The organism is Pseudomonas sp. FW300-N1A1, from assembly GCF_058789115.1.
In genome coordinates this window covers 141,961-162,354 of sequence record NZ_JBYTBK010000002.1, presented here as the reverse complement: position 1 = coordinate 162,354, position 20,394 = coordinate 141,961, and the positions used below count along the sequence as shown (strand labels likewise).

Below are 20,394 nucleotides of genomic sequence, written 5' to 3'. Positions count from 1 at the left end.
GCCTTCACTCCCGATGGTCGTGGGTCTGGGTGATACGGCCCTGTTCCACGTGGAACAAAGCGACTGGCGTTTCCGTCTGCCAGCCTTCCCTCAATAATTCGTGATCTACACAAGTGATAAACACTTGGCAGCGTAAGTCTTCCAGCAAACGGCAAAGCGCGCGGCGGTGCTGCTCATCCAGCTCGGACGGCAAGTCATCCACCAGATAAATACATTGGCCGCGCCGGGCCTGGCTGACCAGATGCCCTTGGGCGATGCGCAGCGCACAGACCACCAACTTCTGCTGTCCACGGGACAAGATGTCCGCGGCATTATGTGCGCCCAATCTAAGACGCAAATCAGCGCGTTGTGGTCCGGCCTGGGTATGCCCCATTTGCTGATCCCGGTGAACGGACGCAGCGAGCACTGCACTCAGCTCTCGCTCTTTGTCCCAACCCCGGTAATAGCTAAGCGTTAAACCCTCGAGTTCGACGAGTTCACTCAAGGTCTGTTCAAAGACAGGTTTCAAGGCTTTGATGTAAGCGCGGCGGTATTCATCAATTTCAGCGCTGGCCTGGCACAGTTCTCTGTCCCAAACCGCTTGCGAAACGGCGTCAAGTGTACCATGCCGCAGCCAAGAGTTTCTCTGACGCAGGGCCTTCTGCAGGCGCTGCCAGGTGGACATGAAACGCGGTTCCACGTGGAACACCCCCCAATCCAGAAACTGTCGGCGAATCTTCGGCGCACCTTCCAACAGGCGAAAGCTGTCCGGGTTGATCAGTTGCAGTGGCAGGATCTCTGCCAGCTGAGCGGCACTACGAGCATTCTGCCCATCGATACGGATCTGAAACTCTCCCTGGCGATCCCGGGAAATTCCCAGCGCACTGTGCCCACCTTCGGCCAATTCGACCTGGCCGAATACCGTGCACGCCAACTGCTCGTACTGGATCACTGGTAACAGACGGGTACTGCGAAAGGAACGGGCGAGCCCCAGCAGATGGATGGCTTCCAGAACACTGGTTTTGCCGCTGCCGTTGGCGCCGTACAGGATGTTGATGCGGGGAGAGGGGGAGAAGGTCACCGGGTGCAGATTGCGCACCGCGGTGACCGAGACGCGACTGAGGGACATCTAGCGGCTGCTAAGCATGTTTACAGGCGCATCGGCATGACAACGTAAGCCGAGTCGTCGTTGTCGGACTCTTGCACCAGCGCACTGCTGTTGGAGTCAGACAGGATCAAGCGCACTTGCTCGGTGGTCATCACGCCCAGCACGTCGAGCAGGTAGCTCACGTTAAAGCCGATTTCCAGCGAGCCACCGTTGTACTCAACGCCGACTTCTTCTTCCGCTTCTTCCTGCTCCGGGTTGTTGGCCTGGATCTTCAGTTGACCGTTGGCCAGCTGCAGGCGAATACCGCGGTACTTCTCGTTGGACAGGATCGCGGTACGGCTGAACGCTTCACGCAGCGCCTGGCGATCGCCCAGCACCAGCTTGTCGCCGCCTTTCGGCAGAACGCGCTCGTAGTCCGGGAACTTACCGTCGACCAGTTTCGAGGTGAAGGTGAACTCGCCGGTGGTAGCGCGAATATGGTGCTGGCCGAGAACGATGCTGACATTGCCATCCGGCTCTGTGAGCAAGCGTGCCAGTTCCAGGATACCTTTGCGCGGAACGATAACCTGGTGGCGATCCGGCTGGCCGATGTCGGCCTGCATCGAGCACATGGCCAGGCGGTGACCGTCGGTGGCTACGGCACGGATGATCCCGGCGGACACTTCCAGCAGCATGCCGTTGAGGTAGTAACGAACGTCCTGCTGGGCCATGGCAAAGCTGGTGCGCTCGATCAAACGGCGCAGCTTGCTTTGATCCAGGCTGCAGGTCAGCGAACCCGGGCCTTCTTCCACGGTCGGGAAATCATTGGCCGGCAACGTCGACAAGGTGAAACGGCTACGGCCGGCTTTCACCACAAGCTTCTGCTCATCGACCTTGATGTCGATCAGCGCGTCGTTCGGCAGGCTTTTGCAGATGTCCATCAGCTTGCGTGCCGGGACAGTGATTTCGCCCGGCTCGGCCGGCTCTTCGAGTTGCACACGACCGACCAGCTCGACTTCCAGGTCGGTACCGGTCAGCGACAGCTGCTGGCCTTCGACAACCAGCAGCACGTTGGAAAGCACCGGCAAGGTCTGTCGGCGCTCGACGACGCCTGCGACCAGTTGCAGGGGTTTCAACAGGGCTTCGCGTTGAATGGTGAAATGCATGGTCTAGTCCCTTGCCTTAATAAGCTGCGCTGGTGTTCATCAAGTGGTCAGTGTACGCAGCAGGTTCTTGTAGTCCTCGCGGATGTCCGCGTCGGATTCCTTAAGTTCATTGATCTTGCGGCAGGCGTGCAAAACCGTGGTGTGGTCGCGTCCGCCAAACACATCGCCGATTTCCGGCAGGCTGTGGTTGGTCAGCTCCTTGGACAGGGCCATAGCCACTTGCCGCGGACGTGCGACCGAACGCGAACGGCGTTTGGAGAGCAAATCGGAGATCTTGATCTTGTAGTACTCGGCGACAGTGCGCTGAATGTTATCCACAGAGACCAGTTTATCCTGAAGCGCCAACAGGTCCTTCAAGGATTCGCGAATCAGCTCGATGGTGATATCGCGCCCCATGAAGTGCGAGTGGGCGATGACGCGCTTGAGTGCGCCTTCGAGTTCACGGACGTTGGAGCGAATGCGCTGGGCGATGAAAAACGCGGCGTCGTGCGGCAGGTCCACTTTGGCCTGGTCGGCTTTCTTCATCAGAATGGCGACGCGGGTTTCCAGTTCCGGAGGCTCTACGGCAACCGTCAGGCCCCAGCCGAAGCGCGACTTCAAGCGCTCTTCAAGACCCTCGATTTCTTTCGGGTAACGGTCACTGGTGAGAATGACCTGTTGGCCACCTTCAAGCAGTGCGTTGAACGTGTGGAAGAATTCTTCCTGGGAACGTTCCTTGCGGGCGAAGAACTGAATGTCATCGATGAGCAACGCGTCGACCGAACGGTAGAAGCGCTTGAACTCGTTGATCGCATTCAACTGCAACGCCTTGACCATGTCGGCCACGAAGCGCTCGGAATGCAGGTACACGACCTTGGCATTCGGGTTCTTCTTTAATAGGTGGTTACCCACAGCGTGCATCAAGTGGGTTTTACCCAAGCCAACGCCGCCATACAGGAACAGCGGGTTGTAACCGTGCTTGGGATTGTCCGCAACCTGCCAGGCCGCAGCGCGCGCCAGTTGGTTGGACTTACCTTCGACGAAGTTCTCGAAGGTGAATGTGCGGTTCAGGTAACTGGTGTGCTTGAGCGCACCTTCTACCTGCACGGTACGTTGTTCCGCACGTACCGGGGCCTGTTGCGAGCTGGCGCCAGCCATCGGGTCAAAGCTGTCACGGGAGGGCTCTTCACTCTCCTCGACGACTTTTTGCGTTGTCCGCTTGCTCGGCGCGGCAGGCGCGGGCGCACTGACCGGTGCCGGAGAAGCGGCCGCCTGGGCTTGCGACGCTGCCGCAGCCAACGGTGCATTCGGTGCAGCCCGAGGGGCTGAACTGCGTTTGCTGCCTATTAATAAGGAAAGCGCGGGCGCCATGCCGTTGCCATGCTCATCCAGCAGTTCGAGCACGCGGCTCAGATACTTTTCGTTAACCCAGTCGAGAACAAAGCGATTAGGTGCGTAGACACGCAACTCGTCGCCTTCGGCTTCGACCTGTAGTGGACGGATCCAAGTGTTGAATTGTTGGGCAGGCAGCTCATCGCGCAAAAGCTCCACGCACTGCTGCCAAAGTTCCACTGACACGGATATCCCCTAAGTTGAAAGCCGGTGAGGCAAAAACAAGCGCCCATTGTAACGGCCGGACGCAGACTTATCCACACGTAGCGTGCCCACAGGTGCAGATGAATCAACGTTTTATACGTAAAAAAGATGACCAACGGTCTGTGCATAAGCCCTGTGGATAAACCGCCCTGAGCTCGTTGTACAAGTGGGGGGGAAACTCGGTGGATAACCGGCCTGTGGATAACCATCGATTCCACACACAGCTTATCCGACAGTGCAGCACAGGCTGAACACCGTTTTCCCTTGTAGTTGTCATTCTCTGTACAGCACGGGATAGAAGGGCTAAAGGTAGTTATCCACAGATAGATGCCGCCCTAGCTTTTATAAGCTTTACAGAAAAGCTTTAAATCATTTCCTTCTTTATTTTTATATTTGACTGTCTACCTTTCAAGGCCGAACCGGCTGGATGACCATTTAAAGGAAACGCTGGTTGGAAATTGACCTAGAGGCTTGCTTTCTCTAGAATCCCCGGTCTCTTAAAACGGGGGCCATTCCGGCCCGTTGTGGACGAACCAGGTAACACGACATGAAACGTACTTTCCAACCAAGCACTATCAAACGCGCTCGTACTCACGGTTTCCGTGCTCGCATGGCTACCAAGAACGGCCGTGCCGTCCTGTCGCGTCGTCGCGCCAAAGGTCGTGCGCGTCTGGCAGTTTGATAATCCGGTACTGGAGGTGAGTCAGGACTTCAGTCGGGAAAAGCGTTTGCTGACCCCCCGGCATTTCAAGGCAGTCTTTGACTCCCCTACCGGCAAGGTTCCGGGGAAAAATCTCCTGCTCCTTGCACGCACCAACGATCTCGATCACCCCCGTCTAGGGCTGGTTATCGGGAAAAAGAGTGTGAAACTCTCCGTTGAGCGCAATCGCCTCAAACGTCTGATGCGCGAATCGTTTCGCCTCCACCAGGATTCTCTGGTTGGTTGGGATATCGTGATCGTCGCGCGCAAAGGTTTGGGCGACGTAGAAAACCCCGAATTGATTCAGCATTTCGGCAAACTCTGGAAGCGTCTGGCACGTAGCTCGCCGGTACCAGCAGTCAAAACCGAAACTGTAGGGGTAGACAGCACCGATGCGTAAACTGGCACTCGTTCCGATCCAGTTTTATCGCTATGCCATTAGTCCCCTGATGGCCAGCCACTGTCGTTTCTACCCCAGTTGTTCCTGCTACGCGTATGAAGCCATTGAAAATCATGGCCTTCTGCGCGGTGGCTGGCTGACCTTTCGTCGTTTAGGTCGCTGTCATCCGTGGAATCCCGGTGGTTATGACCCGGTTCCACCTATCCCTACCTCCCGTTCTTCTTCGATGGCCGAGTAATCATGGATATTAAACGCACGATCCTGATCGTCGCCCTGGCAATCGTGTCCTACGTCATGGTCCTGAAATGGAACCAGGACTATGGTCAGGCTGCCCTGCCGACTCAGAATGTTGCTGCCAATCAGGCTGCCCCGGCAATTGCGGACACCCCACTTGGTACCAATGCTTCCGCCAGTGCCGATGTACCCAGCGCGAATGCCGATACCAGCACCCCTACCGAAACTCCGGTAGTGACCAACAAAGACCTCATCCGCGTTAAAACGGATGTGCTCGAACTGGCTATCGATCCTCAAGGTGGTGATGTCGCCCAGCTGATGCTGCCGCTGTATCCACGTCGCCAGGACCATCCGGAAATTCCGTTCCAGCTGTTTGATAACGGTGGCGAACGTACTTATCTGGCCCAAAGCGGCCTGACCGGCACTAACGGTCCGGATGCTCGACCTACCGGTCGTCCGGTTTACTCGACCGAACAGAAGACTTATCAACTGGCTGATGGCCAGAACCAGCTCAACGTTGACCTGAAATTCAGCGATGCTGGCGTCAACTACATCAAGCGCTTCACCTTTACCCGTGGTTTGTACGATCTGAAGGTGACTTACCTGATCGACAACACCAGCGACAAGGCCTGGACAGGCAACCTGTTTGCCCAGCTCAAGCGTGATGCCAGTGCCGATCCTTCTTCGACTACCGCCACCGGTACCGCTACTTACCTGGGCGCCGCCCTGTGGACAAGTGCCGAGCCGTATAAAAAAGTGTCGATGAAAGATATCGACAAGGCGTCATTGAAAGAAAGCGTTAACGGTGGCTGGGTTGCCTGGCTGCAACACTACTTCGTGACGGCCTGGATTCCAGCCAAGAACGACAGCAACGTGGTGCAGACCCGTAAAGACAGCCAAGGCAACTACATCATCGGTTTCACTGGCCCGGCGTTGACCGTTGCGCCAGGTGCCAAGGCTGAAACCAGCGCCACGTTGTACGCAGGTCCGAAAAGCCAGGCGATACTGAAAGAGTTGTCCCCAGGCCTGGAACTGACTGTCGACTACGGCATCCTGTGGTTCATTGCCCAGCCGATCTTCTGGCTGCTGCAACATATCCATGAGCTCGTCGGTAACTGGGGCTGGTCGATCATCTTCTTGACCATGCTGATCAAAGGGATCTTCTTCCCACTGTCGGCTGCCAGCTACAAATCCATGGCGCGCATGCGTGCAGTGGCACCGAAACTGGCTGCGCTGAAAGAGCAGCATGGCGATGACCGGCAGAAAATGTCGCAAGCCATGATGGAGCTGTACAAGAAAGAGAAGATCAATCCGCTGGGTGGTTGCTTGCCAATCCTCGTGCAGATGCCGGTTTTCCTTTCGCTGTACTGGGTACTCCTGGAAAGCGTTGAAATGCGCCAAGCGCCGTTCATGCTGTGGATTACCGACCTGTCGATCAAGGATCCGTTCTTCATTCTGCCGATCATCATGGGCGCAACCATGTTCATCCAGCAGCAGCTGAACCCGACTCCTCCGGATCCGATGCAGGCCAAAGTGATGAAAATGATGCCAATCATCTTCACCTTCTTCTTCCTGTGGTTCCCGGCGGGCCTGGTGCTGTATTGGGTTGTGAACAACGTCCTGTCGATCGCTCAACAGTGGTACATCACACGTAAAATTGAAGCGGCGGCGAAAAAAGCCGAGGCATAACTTACGCTGTATGTAACCATTCAAAACGCCCCCTAGTGGGGCGTTTTGCTATCTGCCATTTTTATCGGGATATCGGTTTATGAGCGCTCCTCGTGAAACCATCGCCGCAGTCGCCACCGCCCAGGGCCGTGGAGGCGTCGGTATCGTGCGTATTTCCGGGCCGTTGGCCAGCAGCGCGGCGAAAGCCATCAGTGGTCGCGAACTCAAACCGCGCTACGCCCATTACGGTCCTTTTTTCAGCGCCGAAGAAGACGTGCTGGATGAAGGTATTGCCTTGTATTTCCCCGGTCCGAACTCATTTACCGGCGAGGATGTGCTGGAACTACAGGGCCACGGTGGTCCCGTAGTCCTGGATATGTTGCTGCAGCGCTGCCTGCAACTGGGCTGCCGATTGGCCCGGCCGGGTGAGTTCAGCGAACGCGCGTTCCTCAACGATAAGCTCGACCTGGCGCAGGCCGAGGCCATCGCCGACCTTATCGAGGCTAGTTCTGCACAAGCCGCGCGCAACGCACTGCGCTCGCTGCAAGGCGCGTTTTCCCAACGTGTGCATAACCTGACCGAGCAACTGATTGCGCTGCGCATCTACGTCGAAGCCGCCATCGACTTCCCGGAAGAAGAAATCGACTTTCTGGCCGATGGCCACGTGTTGACCATGCTCGATGCCGTGCGCGAAGCGCTATCCACTGTGTTGCGTGAAGCCGGCCAGGGTGCGTTGCTGCGTGATGGCATGACCGTGGTGATCGCCGGTCGTCCGAATGCCGGCAAATCCAGCCTGCTCAATGCACTGGCTGGCCGGGAAGCGGCCATCGTCACCGAGATCGCCGGCACCACCCGGGACATCCTGCGTGAACATATCCACATCGACGGCATGCCGCTGCATGTGGTCGACACCGCGGGCTTGCGCGATACCGATGACCAGGTCGAGAAGATCGGTGTGGAACGGGCATTGAAGGCTATCAGCGAGGCTGACCGGGTGCTGTTGGTGGTCGATGCCACCGCCCCTGAAGCCCTCGATCCGTTTGCCTTGTGGCCTGAATTCCTCGAGCAGCGCCCGGATCCGGCCAAAGTCACCCTGATCCGTAACAAGGCAGACCTCACTGGCGAGGCCATTGAGCTGCAAGTCTGTGACGATGGCCACGTCACCATCAGCTTGAGCGCCAAGTCGGCAGGCGAAGGTCTGGAGCTACTGCGCGAGCATCTCAAGGCCTGCATGGGCTATGAGCAGACCTCGGAAAGCAGCTTCAGCGCCCGCCGACGCCACTTGGAGGCTCTGCGTCATGCCAGTACGTCCCTCGAACACGGTCGTTCGCAGCTGACCCTGGCCGGTGCTGGCGAACTGTTGGCTGAAGATTTACGTCAGGCGCAGCAGTCGCTGGGTGAAATTACCGGCGAATTCAGCTCTGACGACCTGTTGGGCAGGATCTTTTCCAGCTTCTGTATCGGTAAATAGCCTCAACTCCTGATTCAATTGGAGGCCTGGCTTGCTCGCTACACGGTGTTTCCGACACGCCGTGTAGCCTGATTTGCTGACAAGCCAGCTCCTCTCCCTCTGCATCCCCCTCATTTTTCTGCATTGCCGGGCGGCATCGACCGCGTCGGTGGTTTTTTCGTGTCCGGGATTTGTGCCTTTCTGCGCTTTTCTGTGGATTAAGCCCTGTGAATAACCGCGACTGAGCTCGGTTGATAACAGGGCTCCAAAACGGAGGATAACCACCTCTGTGGATAACAACCCCATTCATCCACAGGCTTAAAGCGGTTATCCAAGGGCCTCATGGGCACATGACCACAGACTTTTGAACCTCTGTACACATTGAAAATAAAGGTCTGTAGTAATCTATCCACAGAAAGGTAGCTGTATAGAAATAAACATAAAAACAAAGATTTAATAAATTTCTTTCTTTTTAATTTCTATTGTTCGTGACTTACCCACAGCTGGTTAAATTTTGTGCAAAGGGTTCTTTAGGAAGGGCGAAGTCCCTATACTTGTCGACCAGGTCCAGAAACCTGAGCTCAAACTATTCCTGATTACCTAACTGAAGCAGGCACGAGGTGCGTGGTGGATTTCCCTTCCCGTTTTGAAGTGATCGTCATCGGCGGCGGTCATGCCGGTACCGAGGCAGCACTGGCCTCAGCACGCATGGGTGCAAAAACCCTGTTGCTGACGCATAACGTGGAAACCCTCGGAGCAATGAGCTGCAACCCCGCGATCGGCGGGATTGGCAAAAGCCACCTGGTCAAGGAAATCGACGCCCTGGGCGGCGCGATGGCCATGGCCACCGATAAAGGTGGTATCCAGTTTCGCGTGCTCAACAGCCGTAAAGGTCCAGCCGTGCGCGCAACACGCGCCCAGGCGGATCGCGTGCTGTACAAGGCCGCTGTTCGCGAGATTCTCGAAAACCAGCCGAACCTGTGGATATTTCAACAGGCCGCCGACGATCTGATCGTCGAGCAGGAACAAGTACGCGGTGTCGTCACCCAGATGGGCCTGCGTTTCTTTGCCGACTCCGTGGTGTTGACCACCGGTACGTTCCTAGGCGGACTTATCCACATCGGTATGCAGAACTTTTCCGGCGGTCGTGCCGGCGATCCGCCGTCGATCGCCCTGGCTCACCGTCTGCGTGAGTTGCCTTTGCGTGTGGGTCGCCTGAAAACCGGTACGCCTCCACGTATCGACGGTCGTTCTGTGGATTTCTCGGTGATGACCGAGCAACCGGGCGACACGCCGATCCCGGTCATGTCGTTCATGGGCTCGAAAGAGCAGCACCCGCCGCAGGTCAGTTGCTGGATCACGCATACCAACGCCCGTACCCACGAAATCATCGCCTCGAACCTCGATCGTTCGCCGATGTATTCCGGGGTGATTGAAGGTATTGGCCCGCGTTATTGCCCTTCGATCGAAGACAAGATCCACCGCTTTGCCGACAAGGAAAGCCATCAGGTCTTCATCGAACCGGAAGGCCTGACCACTCACGAGCTGTACCCGAACGGGATATCCACATCCTTGCCGTTCGACGTGCAATTGCAGATCGTGCAGTCGATCCGCGGCATGGAAAATGCGCATATCGTTCGCCCGGGCTACGCCATCGAGTACGACTACTTCGACCCGCGTGACCTGAAGTACAGCCTGGAAACCAAAGTTATTGCCGGCCTGTTCTTTGCCGGGCAAATCAACGGTACTACCGGTTATGAAGAGGCCGGCGCCCAGGGTTTGCTGGCCGGGGCCAACGCCGCCTTGCGCGCGCAGGGCAAAGACAGTTGGTGCCCGCGCCGCGACGAGGCGTACATCGGTGTGCTGGTCGATGACCTGATTACCCTGGGTACCCAGGAACCGTATCGGATGTTCACATCGCGTGCCGAATACCGGTTGATCCTGCGCGAAGACAATGCCGACCTGCGTTTGACCGAGAAAGGTCGCGAACTGGGTCTGGTGGACGACGTACGTTGGGCGGCGTTCTGCAAAAAACGCGAGAGCATTGCCCTGGAAGAGCAGCGTCTGAAAAGTACCTGGGTCCGCCCGGGCACCGAGCAGGGGGATGCGATCGCCGAAAAGTTCGGCACGCCACTGACCCACGAATACAACTTGTTGAACCTGCTGAGCCGTCCGGAAATCGACTACGCTGGTCTGGTCGAAGTGACCGGGCATGGCGCGCAGGATCCACAGGTCGCCGAGCAGGTCGAAATCAAGACCAAATATGCCGGCTACATCGATCGTCAGCAGGATGAAATCGCACGCCTGCGGGCCAGTGAAGACACCAAATTGCCTGTGGATATCGATTACACGAATATCTCCGGTCTCTCGAAAGAGATCCAGAGCAAGCTCGGCGCAACTCGCCCCGAGACGTTGGGCCAGGCTTCGCGGATCCCGGGCGTGACCCCGGCAGCGATATCGCTGTTGATGATTCATCTGAAAAAACGCGGCGCGGGCCGTCAGTTGGAGCAAAGCGCTTGAGTTCGTTGGTTACCTCGCAACACGCCGAAGAGTTATCAACAGGTGCGCGCCAGCTCGGTGTAAACCTGACCGAAGCCCAGCATGCACAGCTGCTGGGTTATCTGGCCCTGTTGATAAAATGGAACAAGGCTTACAACCTCACTGCCGTACGTGATCCCGACGAAATGGTTTCGCGGCATCTGCTCGACAGTCTGAGTGTGATGTCCTTCATCGAGAACGGTCGCTGGCTGGATGTCGGCAGCGGCGGTGGCATGCCCGGTATTCCGCTGGCGATCCTGTTTCCCGAATCGCAAGTGACCTGCCTGGACTCCAACGGCAAGAAAACCCGCTTCCTGACCCAGGTCAAACTCGAGCTCAAACTGGATAACCTGCAAGTTATCCACAGTCGTGTCGAAGCGTTCCAGCCTGAAAAGCCATTCAACGGGATCATCTCCCGGGCGTTCAGCAGCATGGAGAACTTCAGCAACTGGACTCGCCACCTGGGCGATCACGACACACGTTGGCTGGCAATGAAGGGCGTTCATCCCGCGGATGAGCTGGTAGCATTGCCGGCAGACTTCCACCTCGATAGCGAACACGCCTTGGCTGTACCCGGTTGCCAAGGCCAACGTCATCTGCTGATACTGCGCCGCACGGCATGATTGGGAACACAAGCAAGAATGGCTAAGGTATTCGCGATTGCGAACCAAAAAGGTGGTGTGGGCAAGACCACCACCTGTATCAACCTCGCAGCATCCCTGGTCGCCACCAAGCGTCGGGTGTTGTTGATCGATCTTGATCCACAGGGCAACGCCACCATGGGTAGCGGTGTGGATAAACACGGCCTGGAAAACTCGGTCTACGACCTGTTGATCGGTGAATGCGACCTGGCCCAGGCCATGCATTTCTCCGAGCACGGTGGTTACCAGTTGCTGCCAGCCAACCGCGACCTCACCGCGGCTGAAGTCGTTCTGCTGGAAATGCAGATGAAGGAAAGCCGCCTGCGCAGCGCTTTGGCGCCGATCCGCGAGAATTACGATTACATTTTGATCGACTGCCCGCCGTCGCTGTCGATGCTGACCTTGAACGCACTGGTTGCCGCCGACGGGGTGATTATCCCCATGCAGTGCGAGTACTTCGCACTCGAAGGCTTGAGTGACCTTGTGGATAACATCAAGCGTATCGCCGAACTGCTGAACCCGAACCTGAAAGTCGAAGGCCTGTTGCGGACCATGTTCGACCCGCGCCTGAGCCTGATGAACGATGTGTCGGCGCAGCTCAAGGAGCACTTCGGCGAGCAGTTGTACGACACGGTCATTCCACGCAACATTCGCCTGGCCGAAGCACCAAGCTATGGCATGCCGGCGCTGGCGTACGACAAATCATCGCGGGGCGCCATTGCCTATCTGGCCCTGGCCGGCGAGATGGTTCGCCGTCAACGCAAAAACTCACGCATCGCCGCTGCTCAGGCAACTTAAGGAATCCCCATGGCCGTCAAGAAACGAGGTCTCGGACGTGGACTGGATGCACTGCTGAGTGGTCCGACCGTCAGCTTGCTGGAAGAACAAGCGGTGCAAGCCGACCAGCGTGAGCTGCAACATCTGCCCCTGGACCTGATCCAGCGTGGCAAATACCAGCCACGCCGGGACATGGACCCACAGGCACTGGAAGAGCTGGCTTCATCGATCAAGGTACAGGGCGTGATGCAGCCGATCGTGGTGCGTCCCATCGGTGACGGCCGCTTTGAAATCATCGCGGGTGAACGCCGCTGGCGCGCCAGCCAGCAAGCGGGCCAGGAAACCATCCCGGCGATGGTGCGCGATGTGCCGGATGAAACCGCGATTGCCATGGCGCTGATCGAGAACATCCAGCGTGAAGACCTCAATCCGGTCGAGGAAGCGGTTGCCCTGCAGCGATTGCAGCAGGAATTCCAGCTGACTCAGCAGCAGGTTGCCGAAGCGGTGGGCAAATCCCGCGTGACGGTGGCCAACCTGTTGCGCCTGATTGCCCTGCCGGAGGTGATCAAGACCATGCTCTCGCACGGCGACCTGGAAATGGGTCATGCGCGTGCCTTGCTCGGGTTGCCGGAAAATCAACAGGTTGAGGGGGCGCGACACGTTGTCGCACGGGGTCTCACCGTACGCCAGACTGAAGCACTGGTTCGCCAGTGGTTGAATGGCAAACCGCAGGCGACGGAACCTGCCAAACCCGACCCGGATATCGCTCGCCTCGAGCAGCGCCTGGCTGAGCGCCTAGGCTCTGCGGTGCAGATTCGCCACGGAAAGAAGGGCAAAGGGCAGTTGGTGATTGGTTACAACTCCCTGGATGAGCTGCAAGGTGTCCTTGCACATATCCGCTGAAACATTTCCTCATGTAGCGTGCAGACGGAAATCACTACCTGACAGTTGAATAGGGGCTGAACCGCCCCTATACTCTGCGCGCATTTTGTCGGCACAAATTATGCCAAGTTATTGAATTCTGGCAGCCGACCTTTGAGGAGCAAATGTGATGGAAACACGCACGCCAAACCGCTTGCCGTTCCATCGCCTGGCAGTTTTTCCGGTGTTAGTGGCTCAATTTGTCGTTTTGCTGGTGGCTGCTTTGGCGCTCTGGCACTGGCATGGAGTCGTTGCCGGGTACTCAGGACTCTGCGGGGGCCTGATAGCCTTGCTTCCCAATGTTTATTTCGCTCACAGGGCATTTCGGTTTTCCGGCGCCCGAGCAGCTCAAGCCATCGTCCGGTCTTTTTATGCCGGCGAGGCGGGCAAACTGATTTTGACGGCAGTGCTCTTTGCATTGACGTTTGCAGGTGTGAAGCCACTGGCGCCGTTAGCAGTCTTCGGCGTCTTTGTGTTGACCCAACTGGTCAGCTGGTTCGCTCCCCTGCTGATGAGAACAAGACTTTCGAGACCTTAGGGCGTTTGAGGCAACCATGGCAGAAACAACCGCTTCGGGCTATATCCAGCACCACTTGCAGAACCTGACCTTCGGTCAGCTCCCTAACGGCGGCTGGGGCTTTGCCCACACCGCAGCAGAAGCCAAAGAAATGGGCTTCTGGGCTTTCCACGTCGATACCCTCGGCTGGTCGGTCGCGTTGGGCCTGTTTTTCGTTCTTCTTTTCCGCATGGCGGCAAAAAAGGCGACTTCCGGTCAACCAGGTGCTTTGCAGAACTTCGTTGAAGTATTGGTCGAATTCGTCGATGGCAGCGTGAAAGACAGCTTCCATGGCCGTAGCCCGGTGATTGCACCGTTGGCACTGACCATCTTCGTCTGGGTCTTCCTGATGAACGCCGTCGACCTGATCCCGGTTGACTGGATTCCTCAAGTGGCCATGTGGATCTCCGGCGACCCGCACATTCCGTTCCGCGCCGTATCGACCACTGACCCGAACGCTACCCTGGGCATGGCCCTGTCGGTGTTCGCGTTGATCATTTTCTACAGCATCAAGGTCAAGGGCATCGGCGGCTTCCTCGGCGAACTGACCCTGCACCCGTTTGGCAGCAAGAACATCTTTGTTCAAGCCCTGCTGATTCCGGTGAACTTCCTGCTGGAGTTCGTGACGCTGATTGCCAAGCCAATCTCGCTGGCACTGCGTCTGTTCGGCAACATGTATGCCGGCGAGCTGGTGTTCATTCTGATCGCTGTGATGTTCGGCAGTGGTCTGCTCTGGCTTAGCGGCCTGGGCGTAGTTCTGCAGTGGGCGTGGGCTGTGTTCCACATCCTGATCATCACCCTGCAGGCGTTTATCTTCATGATGCTGACCATCGTCTACCTGTCGATGGCGCACGAAGAGAACCATTAAGACCGGCTTAGGCTAGTCTGATGTCCCTCTCGTCTCGGCGGGAGGGGGCCCATAACGGGCTCGATGAAACGATTTGTTTTACCGCTTTAATCTAAAAAACCTAAACCATACGACGTAAAAGTCGGGAGGAAAGATGGAAACTGTAGTTGGTCTAACCGCTATCGCTGTTGCACTGTTGATCGGCCTGGGCGCACTGGGTACTGCAATTGGTTTCGGCCTGTTGGGCGGCAAGTTCCTGGAAGGCGCAGCGCGTCAGCCAGAAATGGTTCCAATGCTGCAAGTTAAAATGTTCATCGTTGCCGGTCTGCTCGACGCCGTAACCATGATCGGTGTTGGTATTGCTCTGTTCTTCACTTTCGCGAACCCATTCGTTGGTCAACTCGCTGGCTAATCACTCGAACCTTCGAGTGATTGGTGTGATGTGCAACGAACGAGCGAGGTGTTGGCGTGAACATTAATGCAACCCTGATTGGCCAGTCCGTTGCGTTCTTAATTTTTGTACTTTTTTGCATGAAGTTCGTGTGGCCTCCGGTCATCGCGGCTTTGCACGAACGTCAGAAGAAGATCGCGGATGGACTGGACGCTGCCGCCCGAGCAGCTCGCGACCTGGAGTTGGCCCAAGATAAAGCGGGTCAACAACTGCGCGAAGCAAAAACTCAGGCAGCCGAAATCATTGAGCAAGCCAAGAAGCGCGGTAATCAGATCGTTGAAGAGGCTGTTGAAAAAGCCCGTATCGACGCTGAACGCGTAAAGGTTCAGGCTCAGGCCGAGATCGAGCAGGAAATCAACAGTGTCAAAGACGCGCTGCGTACCCAACTGGGTGCACTGGCCGTTGGCGGCGCCGAGAAGATCCTGGGTGCCACAATCGATCAAAACGCGCACGCGGAGCTGGTTAACAAACTGGCTGCTGAAATTTAAGCGAGGGCGATCATGGCAGAATTGACCACGTTGGCCCGACCTTACGCTAAGGCAGCCTTCGAGCACGCCCAGGCCCACCAGCAACTGGCCTCTTGGTCAGCCATGCTCGGCCTGGCTGCAGCAGTGTCGCAAGACGACACCATGCAGCGCGTGCTCAAGGCCCCGCGACTGACGAGCGCAGACAAGGCCGCCACGTTTATTGACGTGTGCGGCGACAAGTTTGATGCCAAGGCACAGAACTTCATTAACGTCGTTGCCGAAAACGACCGTCTCCCGCTGTTGCCGGAGATCGCCGCTCTGTTTGACCTGTACAAGGCCGAACAAGAGAAGTCGGTAGACGTTGAAGTCACCAGTGCTTTTGCATTGAACCAAGAACAGCAAGACAAACTCGCCAAGGTTCTCAGTGCACGACTCAACCGGGAAGTGCGCCTGCAAGTTGCGGAGGATGCCGCCCTGATTGGTGGTGTCATCATCCGCGCCGGCGACCTGGTAATCGATGGCTCGATTCGCGGAAAACTCGCGAGTCTTGCCGAAGCATTGAAATCTTGAGTTTGAAGGGGCAGCAGAGCAATGCAGCAACTCAATCCTTCCGAAATAAGTGAAATTATCAAGGGCCGCATCGAAAAACTCGATGTGACCTCCCAAGCCCGTAACGAAGGCACTGTCGTCAGCGTATCTGACGGTATCGTGCGGATTCACGGTCTGGCCGACGTCATGTACGGCGAGATGATCGAGTTTCCGGGCGGCGTCTTCGGTATGGCCCTCAACCTGGAGCAAGACTCCGTAGGTGCCGTTGTATTGGGTGCTTACCAGTCTCTGGCTGAAGGCATGAGCGCCAAGTGCACCGGCCGCATCCTCGAGGTTCCGGTTGGTAAGGAACTGCTGGGTCGCGTAGTCGACGCACTGGGTAACCCAGTTGACGGCAAAGGTCCGCTGAACAACACCGAGACCGATGCGGTCGAGAAAGTTGCTCCAGGCGTGATCTGGCGTAAGTCGGTAGACCAGCCTGTACAGACTGGCTACAAGGCTGTCGATGCCATGATCCCTGTCGGCCGTGGCCAGCGTGAGCTGATCATCGGTGACCGTCAGATCGGTAAAACCGCTCTGGCGATCGACGCGATCATCAACCAGAAAGACAGCGGCATCTTCTGTGTCTACGTAGCGATCGGTCAGAAACAATCGACCATTGCCAACGTGGTTCGCAAGCTGGAAGAAAACGGCGCACTGGCTAACACCATCGTCGTAGCAGCGAGCGCTTCGGAATCTGCAGCACTGCAATTCCTGGCACCGTACTCCGGTTGCACCATGGGCGAATACTTCCGCGACCGCGGTGAAGACGCGCTGATCGTTTATGACGATCTGTCCAAGCAAGCAGTGGCTTACCGCCAGATTTCCCTGCTGCTGCGCCGTCCACCAGGCCGTGAAGCTTACCCAGGCGACGTGTTCTATCTCCACTCCCGTCTGCTGGAGCGCGCATCCCGCGTTTCGGAAGAGTACGTAGAGAAGTTCACCAACGGCGCAGTGACCGGCAAAACCGGTTCCCTGACCGCACTGCCGATCATCGAAACCCAGGCTGGCGACGTTTCCGCGTTCGTTCCGACCAACGTGATCTCCATCACCGACGGTCAGATCTTCCTGGAATCGGCCATGTTCAACTCCGGGATCCGTCCTGCAGTGAACGCCGGTGTTTCGGTATCCCGTGTGGGTGGTGCCGCTCAGACCAAGATCATCAAGAAGCTGTCCGGTGGTATCCGTACCGCTCTGGCTCAGTACCGTGAACTGGCGGCATTCGCCCAGTTCGCTTCTGACCTGGACGAAGCGACCCGTAAGCAACTTGAGCATGGTCAGCGCGTTACCGAGCTGATGAAGCAGAAGCAATACGCACCAATGTCGATCGCCGACATGGCGCTGTCGCTGTATGCCGCTGAGCGTGGGTTCCTGACTGACGTTGAAATCGCCAAGATCGGCAGCTTCGAACAAGCGCTGATCGGTTTCTTCAACCGCGATCACGCCGAATTGATGGCGAAGATCAACGTGAAGGGTGACTTCAATGACGAAATCGACGCTGGCATGAAAGCCGGTATCGAGAAGTTCAAGGCCACCCAAACCTGGTAAGCCGCAGCGGGAGCCGCAAGGCTCCCGCTTGCTAACCTGATAGGTGTTACATGGCAGGCGCAAAAGAGATTCGCAGTAAGATTGCGAGCATCAAAAGCACGCAAAAGATTACCAGCGCCATGGAAAAAGTGGCGGTCAGCAAAATGCGCAAGGCACAAATGCGCATGGCTGCTAGCCGTCCTTACGCGGAGCGCATCCGCCAGGTTATTGGTCATCTGGCCAACGCTAACCCGGAATATCGCCACCCCTTCATGATCGACCGTGAAATCAAGCGCGTCGGTTACGTTGTGGTGAGCAGTGACCGTGGTCTGTGTGGTGGCTTGAACACCAACCTGTTCAAGGCCCTGGTCAAGGACATGGCGGTAAACCGCGAAAACGGCGTCGAGATCGATCTGTGTGTTGTTGGTAGCAAGGGTGCGGCTTTCTTCCGTAACTTCGGCGGTAACGTCGTTGCAGCTATCAGCCACCTGGGTGAAGAGCCGTCGATCAATGACCTGATCGGCAGCGTCAAGGTGATGCTGGATGCCTACCTGGACGGCCGTATCGACCGTCTGTGCGTGGTGTCCAACAAGTTCATCAATACCATGACGCAACAGCCTACCGTGGAGCAGTTGATTCCATTGGTGGCGACCCCGGATCAAGAACTCAAGCACCACTGGGACTATCTCTACGAACCGGATGCCAAGGAGCTGCTGGACGGCTTGATGGTCCGTTACGTTGAGTCGCAGGTCTACCAGGCGGTGGTCGAGAACAACGCTGCTGAACAAGCGGCGCGGATGATCGCAATGAAGAACGCTACCGACAACGCCGGTGATTTGATCAGCGATTTGCAGCTGATCTACAACAAGGCGCGTCAGGCTGCGATCACCCAAGAGATCTCGGAAATCGTCGGCGGCGCTGCCGCGGTTTAACGGTTCAAATATTCAGAGGATCCAGCTATGAGTAGCGGACGTATCGTTCAAATCATCGGCGCCGTTATCGACGTGGAATTTCCACGCGACAGCGTACCGAGCATCTACAACGCGCTGACAGTTCAAAGCGCGGCCGCAACCACTCTGGAAGTTCAGCAACAGCTGGGCGACGGCGTGGTTCGTACCATTGCGATGGGCTCCACCGAGGGCTTGAAGCGTGGTCTGGACGTCATCGACTCCGGCGCAGCCATTTCCGTACCAGTCGGTAAAGCGACCCTGGGCCGGATCATGGACGTTCTGGGCAACCCGATCGACGAAGCTGGCCCGATCGACACCGAAGAGCGCTGGGGCATTCACCGTCCTGCGCCAACCTTCGCTGAACAAGCGGGCGGCAACGACCTGCTGGAAACCGGCATCAAGGTTATCGACCTGGTTTGCCCGTTCGCCAAGGGCGGTAAAGTCGGTCTGTTCGGTGGTGCCGGTGTAGGCAAAACCGTAAACATGATGGAACTGATCCGTAACATCGCCATCGAGCACAGCGGTTATTCCGTGTTCGCCGGTGTGGGTGAGCGTACTCGTGAGGGTAACGACTTCTACCACGAGATGAAGGATTCCAACGTTCTGGACAAAGTGGCACTGGTTTACGGTCAGATGAACGAGCCGCCGGGTAACCGTCTGCGCGTAGCACTGACCGGCCTGACCATGGCCGAGAAGTTCCGTGACGAAGGTAACGACGTTCTGTTGTTCGTCGACAACATCTATCGTTACACCCTGGCCGGTACTGAAGTATCCGCACTGCTGGGCCGTATGCCTTCGGCAGTAGGTTACCAGCCGACCCTGGCTGAAGAGATGGGCACTCTGCAAGAGCGCATCACTTCGACCAAGAACGGTTCGATCACCTCGATCCAGGCGGTATACGTACCTGCGGACGACTTGACCGACCCGTCGCCAGCGACCACCTTCGCCCACTTGGACGCCACCGTCGTTCTGTCCCGTGACATCGCTTCCCTGGGTATCTACCCAGCGGTAGACCCACTGGACTCGACTTCGCGTCAGCTTGACCCGAACGTGATCGGTCAGGACCACTACGACACCGCTCGCGGCGTACAGTATGTTCTGCAGCGTTACAAAGAACTGAAGGACATCATTGCGATCCTGGGTATGGACGAGCTGTCGGAAGCCGACAAGCAGTTGGTAAACCGTGCTCGTAAGATCCAGCGTTTCTTGTCGCAGCCGTTCTTCGTGGCTGAAGTCTTCACTGGTGCTTCGGGTAAATACGTTTCCCTGAAAGACACCATTGCTGGCTTCAAAGGCATCCTCAACGGTGACTACGACCACCTGCCAGAACAAGCGTTCTACATGGTCGGCGGCATCGAAGAAGCGATCGAGAAAGCCAAGAAACTGTAATCCAGGCGCCCGGCGACGGGCGCTAATTTAGGTTGAGGCAAGCAGATGGCTATGACAGTCCATTGCGACATCGTCAGTGCGGAAGGGGAAATCTTCTCCGGTCTGGTCGAGATGGTGGTAGCGCACGGTGAGCTGGGTGATCTTGGTATCGCTCTGGGTCACGCGCCGCTGATCACCAATCTCAAGCCGGGCCCGATCCGCCTGATCAAGCAGGGCGGGGAAGCCGAGGTGTATTACATCTCGGGTGGTTTCCTCGAGGTTCAGCCGAACATGGTCAAGGTGCTTGCCGACACTGTGCAACGTGCTGCCGACCTGGACGAAGCCTCCGCTCAGGAAGCCGTCAAGGCTGCCGAGAAGGCTCTGCACGACAGAGGCGGCGAGTTCGACTACGGTGCTGCTGCCGCACGTCTGGCCGAGGCGACAGCTCAGCTGCGCACCGTCCAGCAGATCCGCAAGAAGTTCGGCGGCTAATCAGCCTCCCGC

The 20,394-nt window shown here is 57.1% G+C and carries 21 protein-coding genes; 18 read left to right on the top strand and 3 right to left on the bottom strand.

The window, feature by feature from the left end; translation table 11 throughout:
- Positions 1-4: 4 nt before the first annotated feature.
- Genes recF through dnaA form a run of 3 tightly spaced genes read right to left on the bottom strand, consistent with a single transcriptional unit; the run spans position 5 to position 3,789 of the window.
- The gene (gene recF, locus AC3WQN_RS03050; RefSeq protein ID WP_019694407.1) at positions 5-1,108 is read right to left on the bottom strand and encodes a DNA replication/repair protein RecF; all 1,104 of its coding nucleotides are present in this window, start codon (positions 1,106-1,108) and stop codon (positions 5-7) included.
- 20 nt (positions 1,109-1,128) lie between these two features.
- The gene (gene dnaN / locus AC3WQN_RS03045) at positions 1,129-2,232 is read right to left on the bottom strand and encodes a DNA polymerase III subunit beta (protein WP_095146173.1); all 1,104 of its coding nucleotides are present in this window, start codon (positions 2,230-2,232) and stop codon (positions 1,129-1,131) included.
- Positions 2,233-2,271: 39 nt separating this feature from the next.
- Positions 2,272-3,789, bottom strand: coding sequence for a chromosomal replication initiator protein DnaA (gene dnaA / locus AC3WQN_RS03040; RefSeq protein WP_103398618.1), 1,518 nt, complete (start codon positions 3,787-3,789; stop codon positions 2,272-2,274).
- 565 nt (positions 3,790-4,354) lie between these two features.
- On the opposite strand from dnaA, the gene rpmH reads away from it, so the two are divergent.
- The 18 genes from rpmH to AC3WQN_RS02950 all read left to right on the top strand — a co-directional run bounded on the left by rpmH (position 4,355) and on the right by AC3WQN_RS02950 (position 20,382).
- Positions 4,355-4,489, top strand: coding sequence for a 50S ribosomal protein L34 (gene rpmH / locus AC3WQN_RS03035; RefSeq protein WP_003213577.1), 135 nt, complete (start codon positions 4,355-4,357; stop codon positions 4,487-4,489).
- Between the two features lie 16 nt (positions 4,490-4,505).
- On the top strand, positions 4,506-4,907 hold the full coding sequence (rnpA, locus tag AC3WQN_RS03030) for a ribonuclease P protein component (RefSeq protein WP_218192034.1): 402 nt from the start codon (positions 4,506-4,508) through the stop codon (positions 4,905-4,907).
- Positions 4,900-5,145, top strand: coding sequence for a membrane protein insertion efficiency factor YidD (gene yidD / locus AC3WQN_RS03025; protein WP_010465488.1), 246 nt, complete (start codon positions 4,900-4,902; stop codon positions 5,143-5,145). Before rnpA ends, yidD begins: the two co-directional genes overlap by 8 nt.
- 2 nt (positions 5,146-5,147) lie before the next feature.
- Positions 5,148-6,830 carry a membrane protein insertase YidC gene (gene yidC / locus AC3WQN_RS03020; RefSeq protein WP_103398617.1) on the top strand — a complete coding sequence of 561 codons (1,683 nt, stop codon included), beginning with the start codon at positions 5,148-5,150 and terminating at the stop codon, positions 6,828-6,830.
- Positions 6,831-6,909: 79 nt separating this feature from the next.
- Entirely contained in the window at positions 6,910-8,280 is a 1,371-nt protein-coding gene (gene mnmE / locus AC3WQN_RS03015; RefSeq protein WP_103398616.1) for a tRNA uridine-5-carboxymethylaminomethyl(34) synthesis GTPase MnmE, read from the top strand.
- A 606-nt stretch (positions 8,281-8,886) separates the two neighbouring features.
- Positions 8,887-10,779 (top strand): tRNA uridine-5-carboxymethylaminomethyl(34) synthesis enzyme MnmG, encoded by a 1,893-nt coding sequence (gene mnmG / locus AC3WQN_RS03010; RefSeq protein ID WP_103398615.1) that lies wholly within the window; start codon positions 8,887-8,889, stop codon positions 10,777-10,779.
- Positions 10,776-11,420, top strand: coding sequence for a 16S rRNA (guanine(527)-N(7))-methyltransferase RsmG (rsmG, locus tag AC3WQN_RS03005; protein ID WP_095146183.1), 645 nt, complete (start codon positions 10,776-10,778; stop codon positions 11,418-11,420). Before mnmG ends, rsmG begins: the two co-directional genes overlap by 4 nt.
- Positions 11,421-11,438: 18 nt before the next feature.
- Complete coding sequence (locus AC3WQN_RS03000; RefSeq protein WP_095081064.1) at positions 11,439-12,236, top strand: ParA family protein; 798 nt, start codon at positions 11,439-11,441, stop codon at positions 12,234-12,236.
- A gap of 9 nt (positions 12,237-12,245) precedes the next feature.
- On the top strand, positions 12,246-13,118 hold the full coding sequence (locus AC3WQN_RS02995) for a ParB/RepB/Spo0J family partition protein (RefSeq protein WP_103398614.1): 873 nt from the start codon (positions 12,246-12,248) through the stop codon (positions 13,116-13,118).
- A gap of 148 nt (positions 13,119-13,266) precedes the next feature.
- On the top strand, positions 13,267-13,674 hold the full coding sequence (locus AC3WQN_RS02990; protein WP_095146189.1) for a F0F1 ATP synthase subunit I: 408 nt from the start codon (positions 13,267-13,269) through the stop codon (positions 13,672-13,674).
- 16 nt (positions 13,675-13,690) lie between these two features.
- Positions 13,691-14,560: a F0F1 ATP synthase subunit A gene (gene atpB, locus AC3WQN_RS02985; RefSeq protein ID WP_103398613.1), complete on the top strand. Its 870-nt coding sequence runs from the start codon at positions 13,691-13,693 to the stop codon at positions 14,558-14,560.
- 133 nt (positions 14,561-14,693) lie between these two features.
- A complete protein-coding gene (gene atpE, locus AC3WQN_RS02980) occupies positions 14,694-14,951 on the top strand; it encodes a F0F1 ATP synthase subunit C (RefSeq protein WP_002555987.1) in 258 nt (85 codons plus the stop codon).
- Positions 14,952-15,007: 56 nt separating this feature from the next.
- The gene (locus AC3WQN_RS02975; RefSeq protein ID WP_095146191.1) at positions 15,008-15,478 is read left to right on the top strand and encodes a F0F1 ATP synthase subunit B; all 471 of its coding nucleotides are present in this window, start codon (positions 15,008-15,010) and stop codon (positions 15,476-15,478) included.
- A gap of 12 nt (positions 15,479-15,490) precedes the next feature.
- Complete coding sequence (locus tag AC3WQN_RS02970) at positions 15,491-16,027, top strand: F0F1 ATP synthase subunit delta (RefSeq protein ID WP_103398612.1); 537 nt, start codon at positions 15,491-15,493, stop codon at positions 16,025-16,027.
- Between the two features lie 21 nt (positions 16,028-16,048).
- Complete coding sequence (gene atpA / locus AC3WQN_RS02965; protein WP_103398611.1) at positions 16,049-17,593, top strand: F0F1 ATP synthase subunit alpha; 1,545 nt, start codon at positions 16,049-16,051, stop codon at positions 17,591-17,593.
- 50 nt (positions 17,594-17,643) lie between these two features.
- Positions 17,644-18,504 (top strand): F0F1 ATP synthase subunit gamma, encoded by an 861-nt coding sequence (atpG, locus tag AC3WQN_RS02960; protein WP_103398610.1) that lies wholly within the window; start codon positions 17,644-17,646, stop codon positions 18,502-18,504.
- Positions 18,505-18,531: 27 nt separating this feature from the next.
- Positions 18,532-19,911 carry a F0F1 ATP synthase subunit beta gene (gene atpD, locus AC3WQN_RS02955; protein WP_095165062.1) on the top strand — a complete coding sequence of 460 codons (1,380 nt, stop codon included), beginning with the start codon at positions 18,532-18,534 and terminating at the stop codon, positions 19,909-19,911.
- Positions 19,912-19,956: 45 nt separating this feature from the next.
- Positions 19,957-20,382, top strand: coding sequence for a F0F1 ATP synthase subunit epsilon (locus AC3WQN_RS02950; protein ID WP_103398609.1), 426 nt, complete (start codon positions 19,957-19,959; stop codon positions 20,380-20,382).
- Positions 20,383-20,394 lie beyond the last annotated feature (12 nt).

What these genes read in the sequence shown, in the direction of transcription:
- recF (WP_019694407.1), bottom strand. Translation starts at nt 1,108, where the DNA reads ATGTCCCTCAGTCGCGTCTCGGTCACCGCGGTGCGCAATCTGCACCCG.
- dnaN (WP_095146173.1), bottom strand. Translation starts at nt 2,232, where the DNA reads ATGCATTTCACCATTCAACGCGAAGCCCTGTTGAAACCCCTGCAACTG.
- rpmH (WP_003213577.1), top strand. Translation starts at nt 4,355, where the DNA reads ATGAAACGTACTTTCCAACCAAGCACTATCAAACGCGCTCGTACTCAC.
- yidD (WP_010465488.1), top strand. Translation starts at nt 4,900, where the DNA reads ATGCGTAAACTGGCACTCGTTCCGATCCAGTTTTATCGCTATGCCATT.
- yidC (WP_103398617.1), top strand. Translation starts at nt 5,148, where the DNA reads ATGGATATTAAACGCACGATCCTGATCGTCGCCCTGGCAATCGTGTCC.
- mnmE (WP_103398616.1), top strand. Translation starts at nt 6,910, where the DNA reads ATGAGCGCTCCTCGTGAAACCATCGCCGCAGTCGCCACCGCCCAGGGC.
- AC3WQN_RS03000 (WP_095081064.1), top strand. Translation starts at nt 11,439, where the DNA reads ATGGCTAAGGTATTCGCGATTGCGAACCAAAAAGGTGGTGTGGGCAAG.
- AC3WQN_RS02995 (WP_103398614.1), top strand. Translation starts at nt 12,246, where the DNA reads ATGGCCGTCAAGAAACGAGGTCTCGGACGTGGACTGGATGCACTGCTG.
- AC3WQN_RS02990 (WP_095146189.1), top strand. Translation starts at nt 13,267, where the DNA reads ATGGAAACACGCACGCCAAACCGCTTGCCGTTCCATCGCCTGGCAGTT.
- atpB (WP_103398613.1), top strand. Translation starts at nt 13,691, where the DNA reads ATGGCAGAAACAACCGCTTCGGGCTATATCCAGCACCACTTGCAGAAC.
- atpE (WP_002555987.1), top strand. Translation starts at nt 14,694, where the DNA reads ATGGAAACTGTAGTTGGTCTAACCGCTATCGCTGTTGCACTGTTGATC.
- AC3WQN_RS02970 (WP_103398612.1), top strand. Translation starts at nt 15,491, where the DNA reads ATGGCAGAATTGACCACGTTGGCCCGACCTTACGCTAAGGCAGCCTTC.
- atpA (WP_103398611.1), top strand. Translation starts at nt 16,049, where the DNA reads ATGCAGCAACTCAATCCTTCCGAAATAAGTGAAATTATCAAGGGCCGC.
- atpG (WP_103398610.1), top strand. Translation starts at nt 17,644, where the DNA reads ATGGCAGGCGCAAAAGAGATTCGCAGTAAGATTGCGAGCATCAAAAGC.
- atpD (WP_095165062.1), top strand. Translation starts at nt 18,532, where the DNA reads ATGAGTAGCGGACGTATCGTTCAAATCATCGGCGCCGTTATCGACGTG.
- AC3WQN_RS02950 (WP_103398609.1), top strand. Translation starts at nt 19,957, where the DNA reads ATGGCTATGACAGTCCATTGCGACATCGTCAGTGCGGAAGGGGAAATC.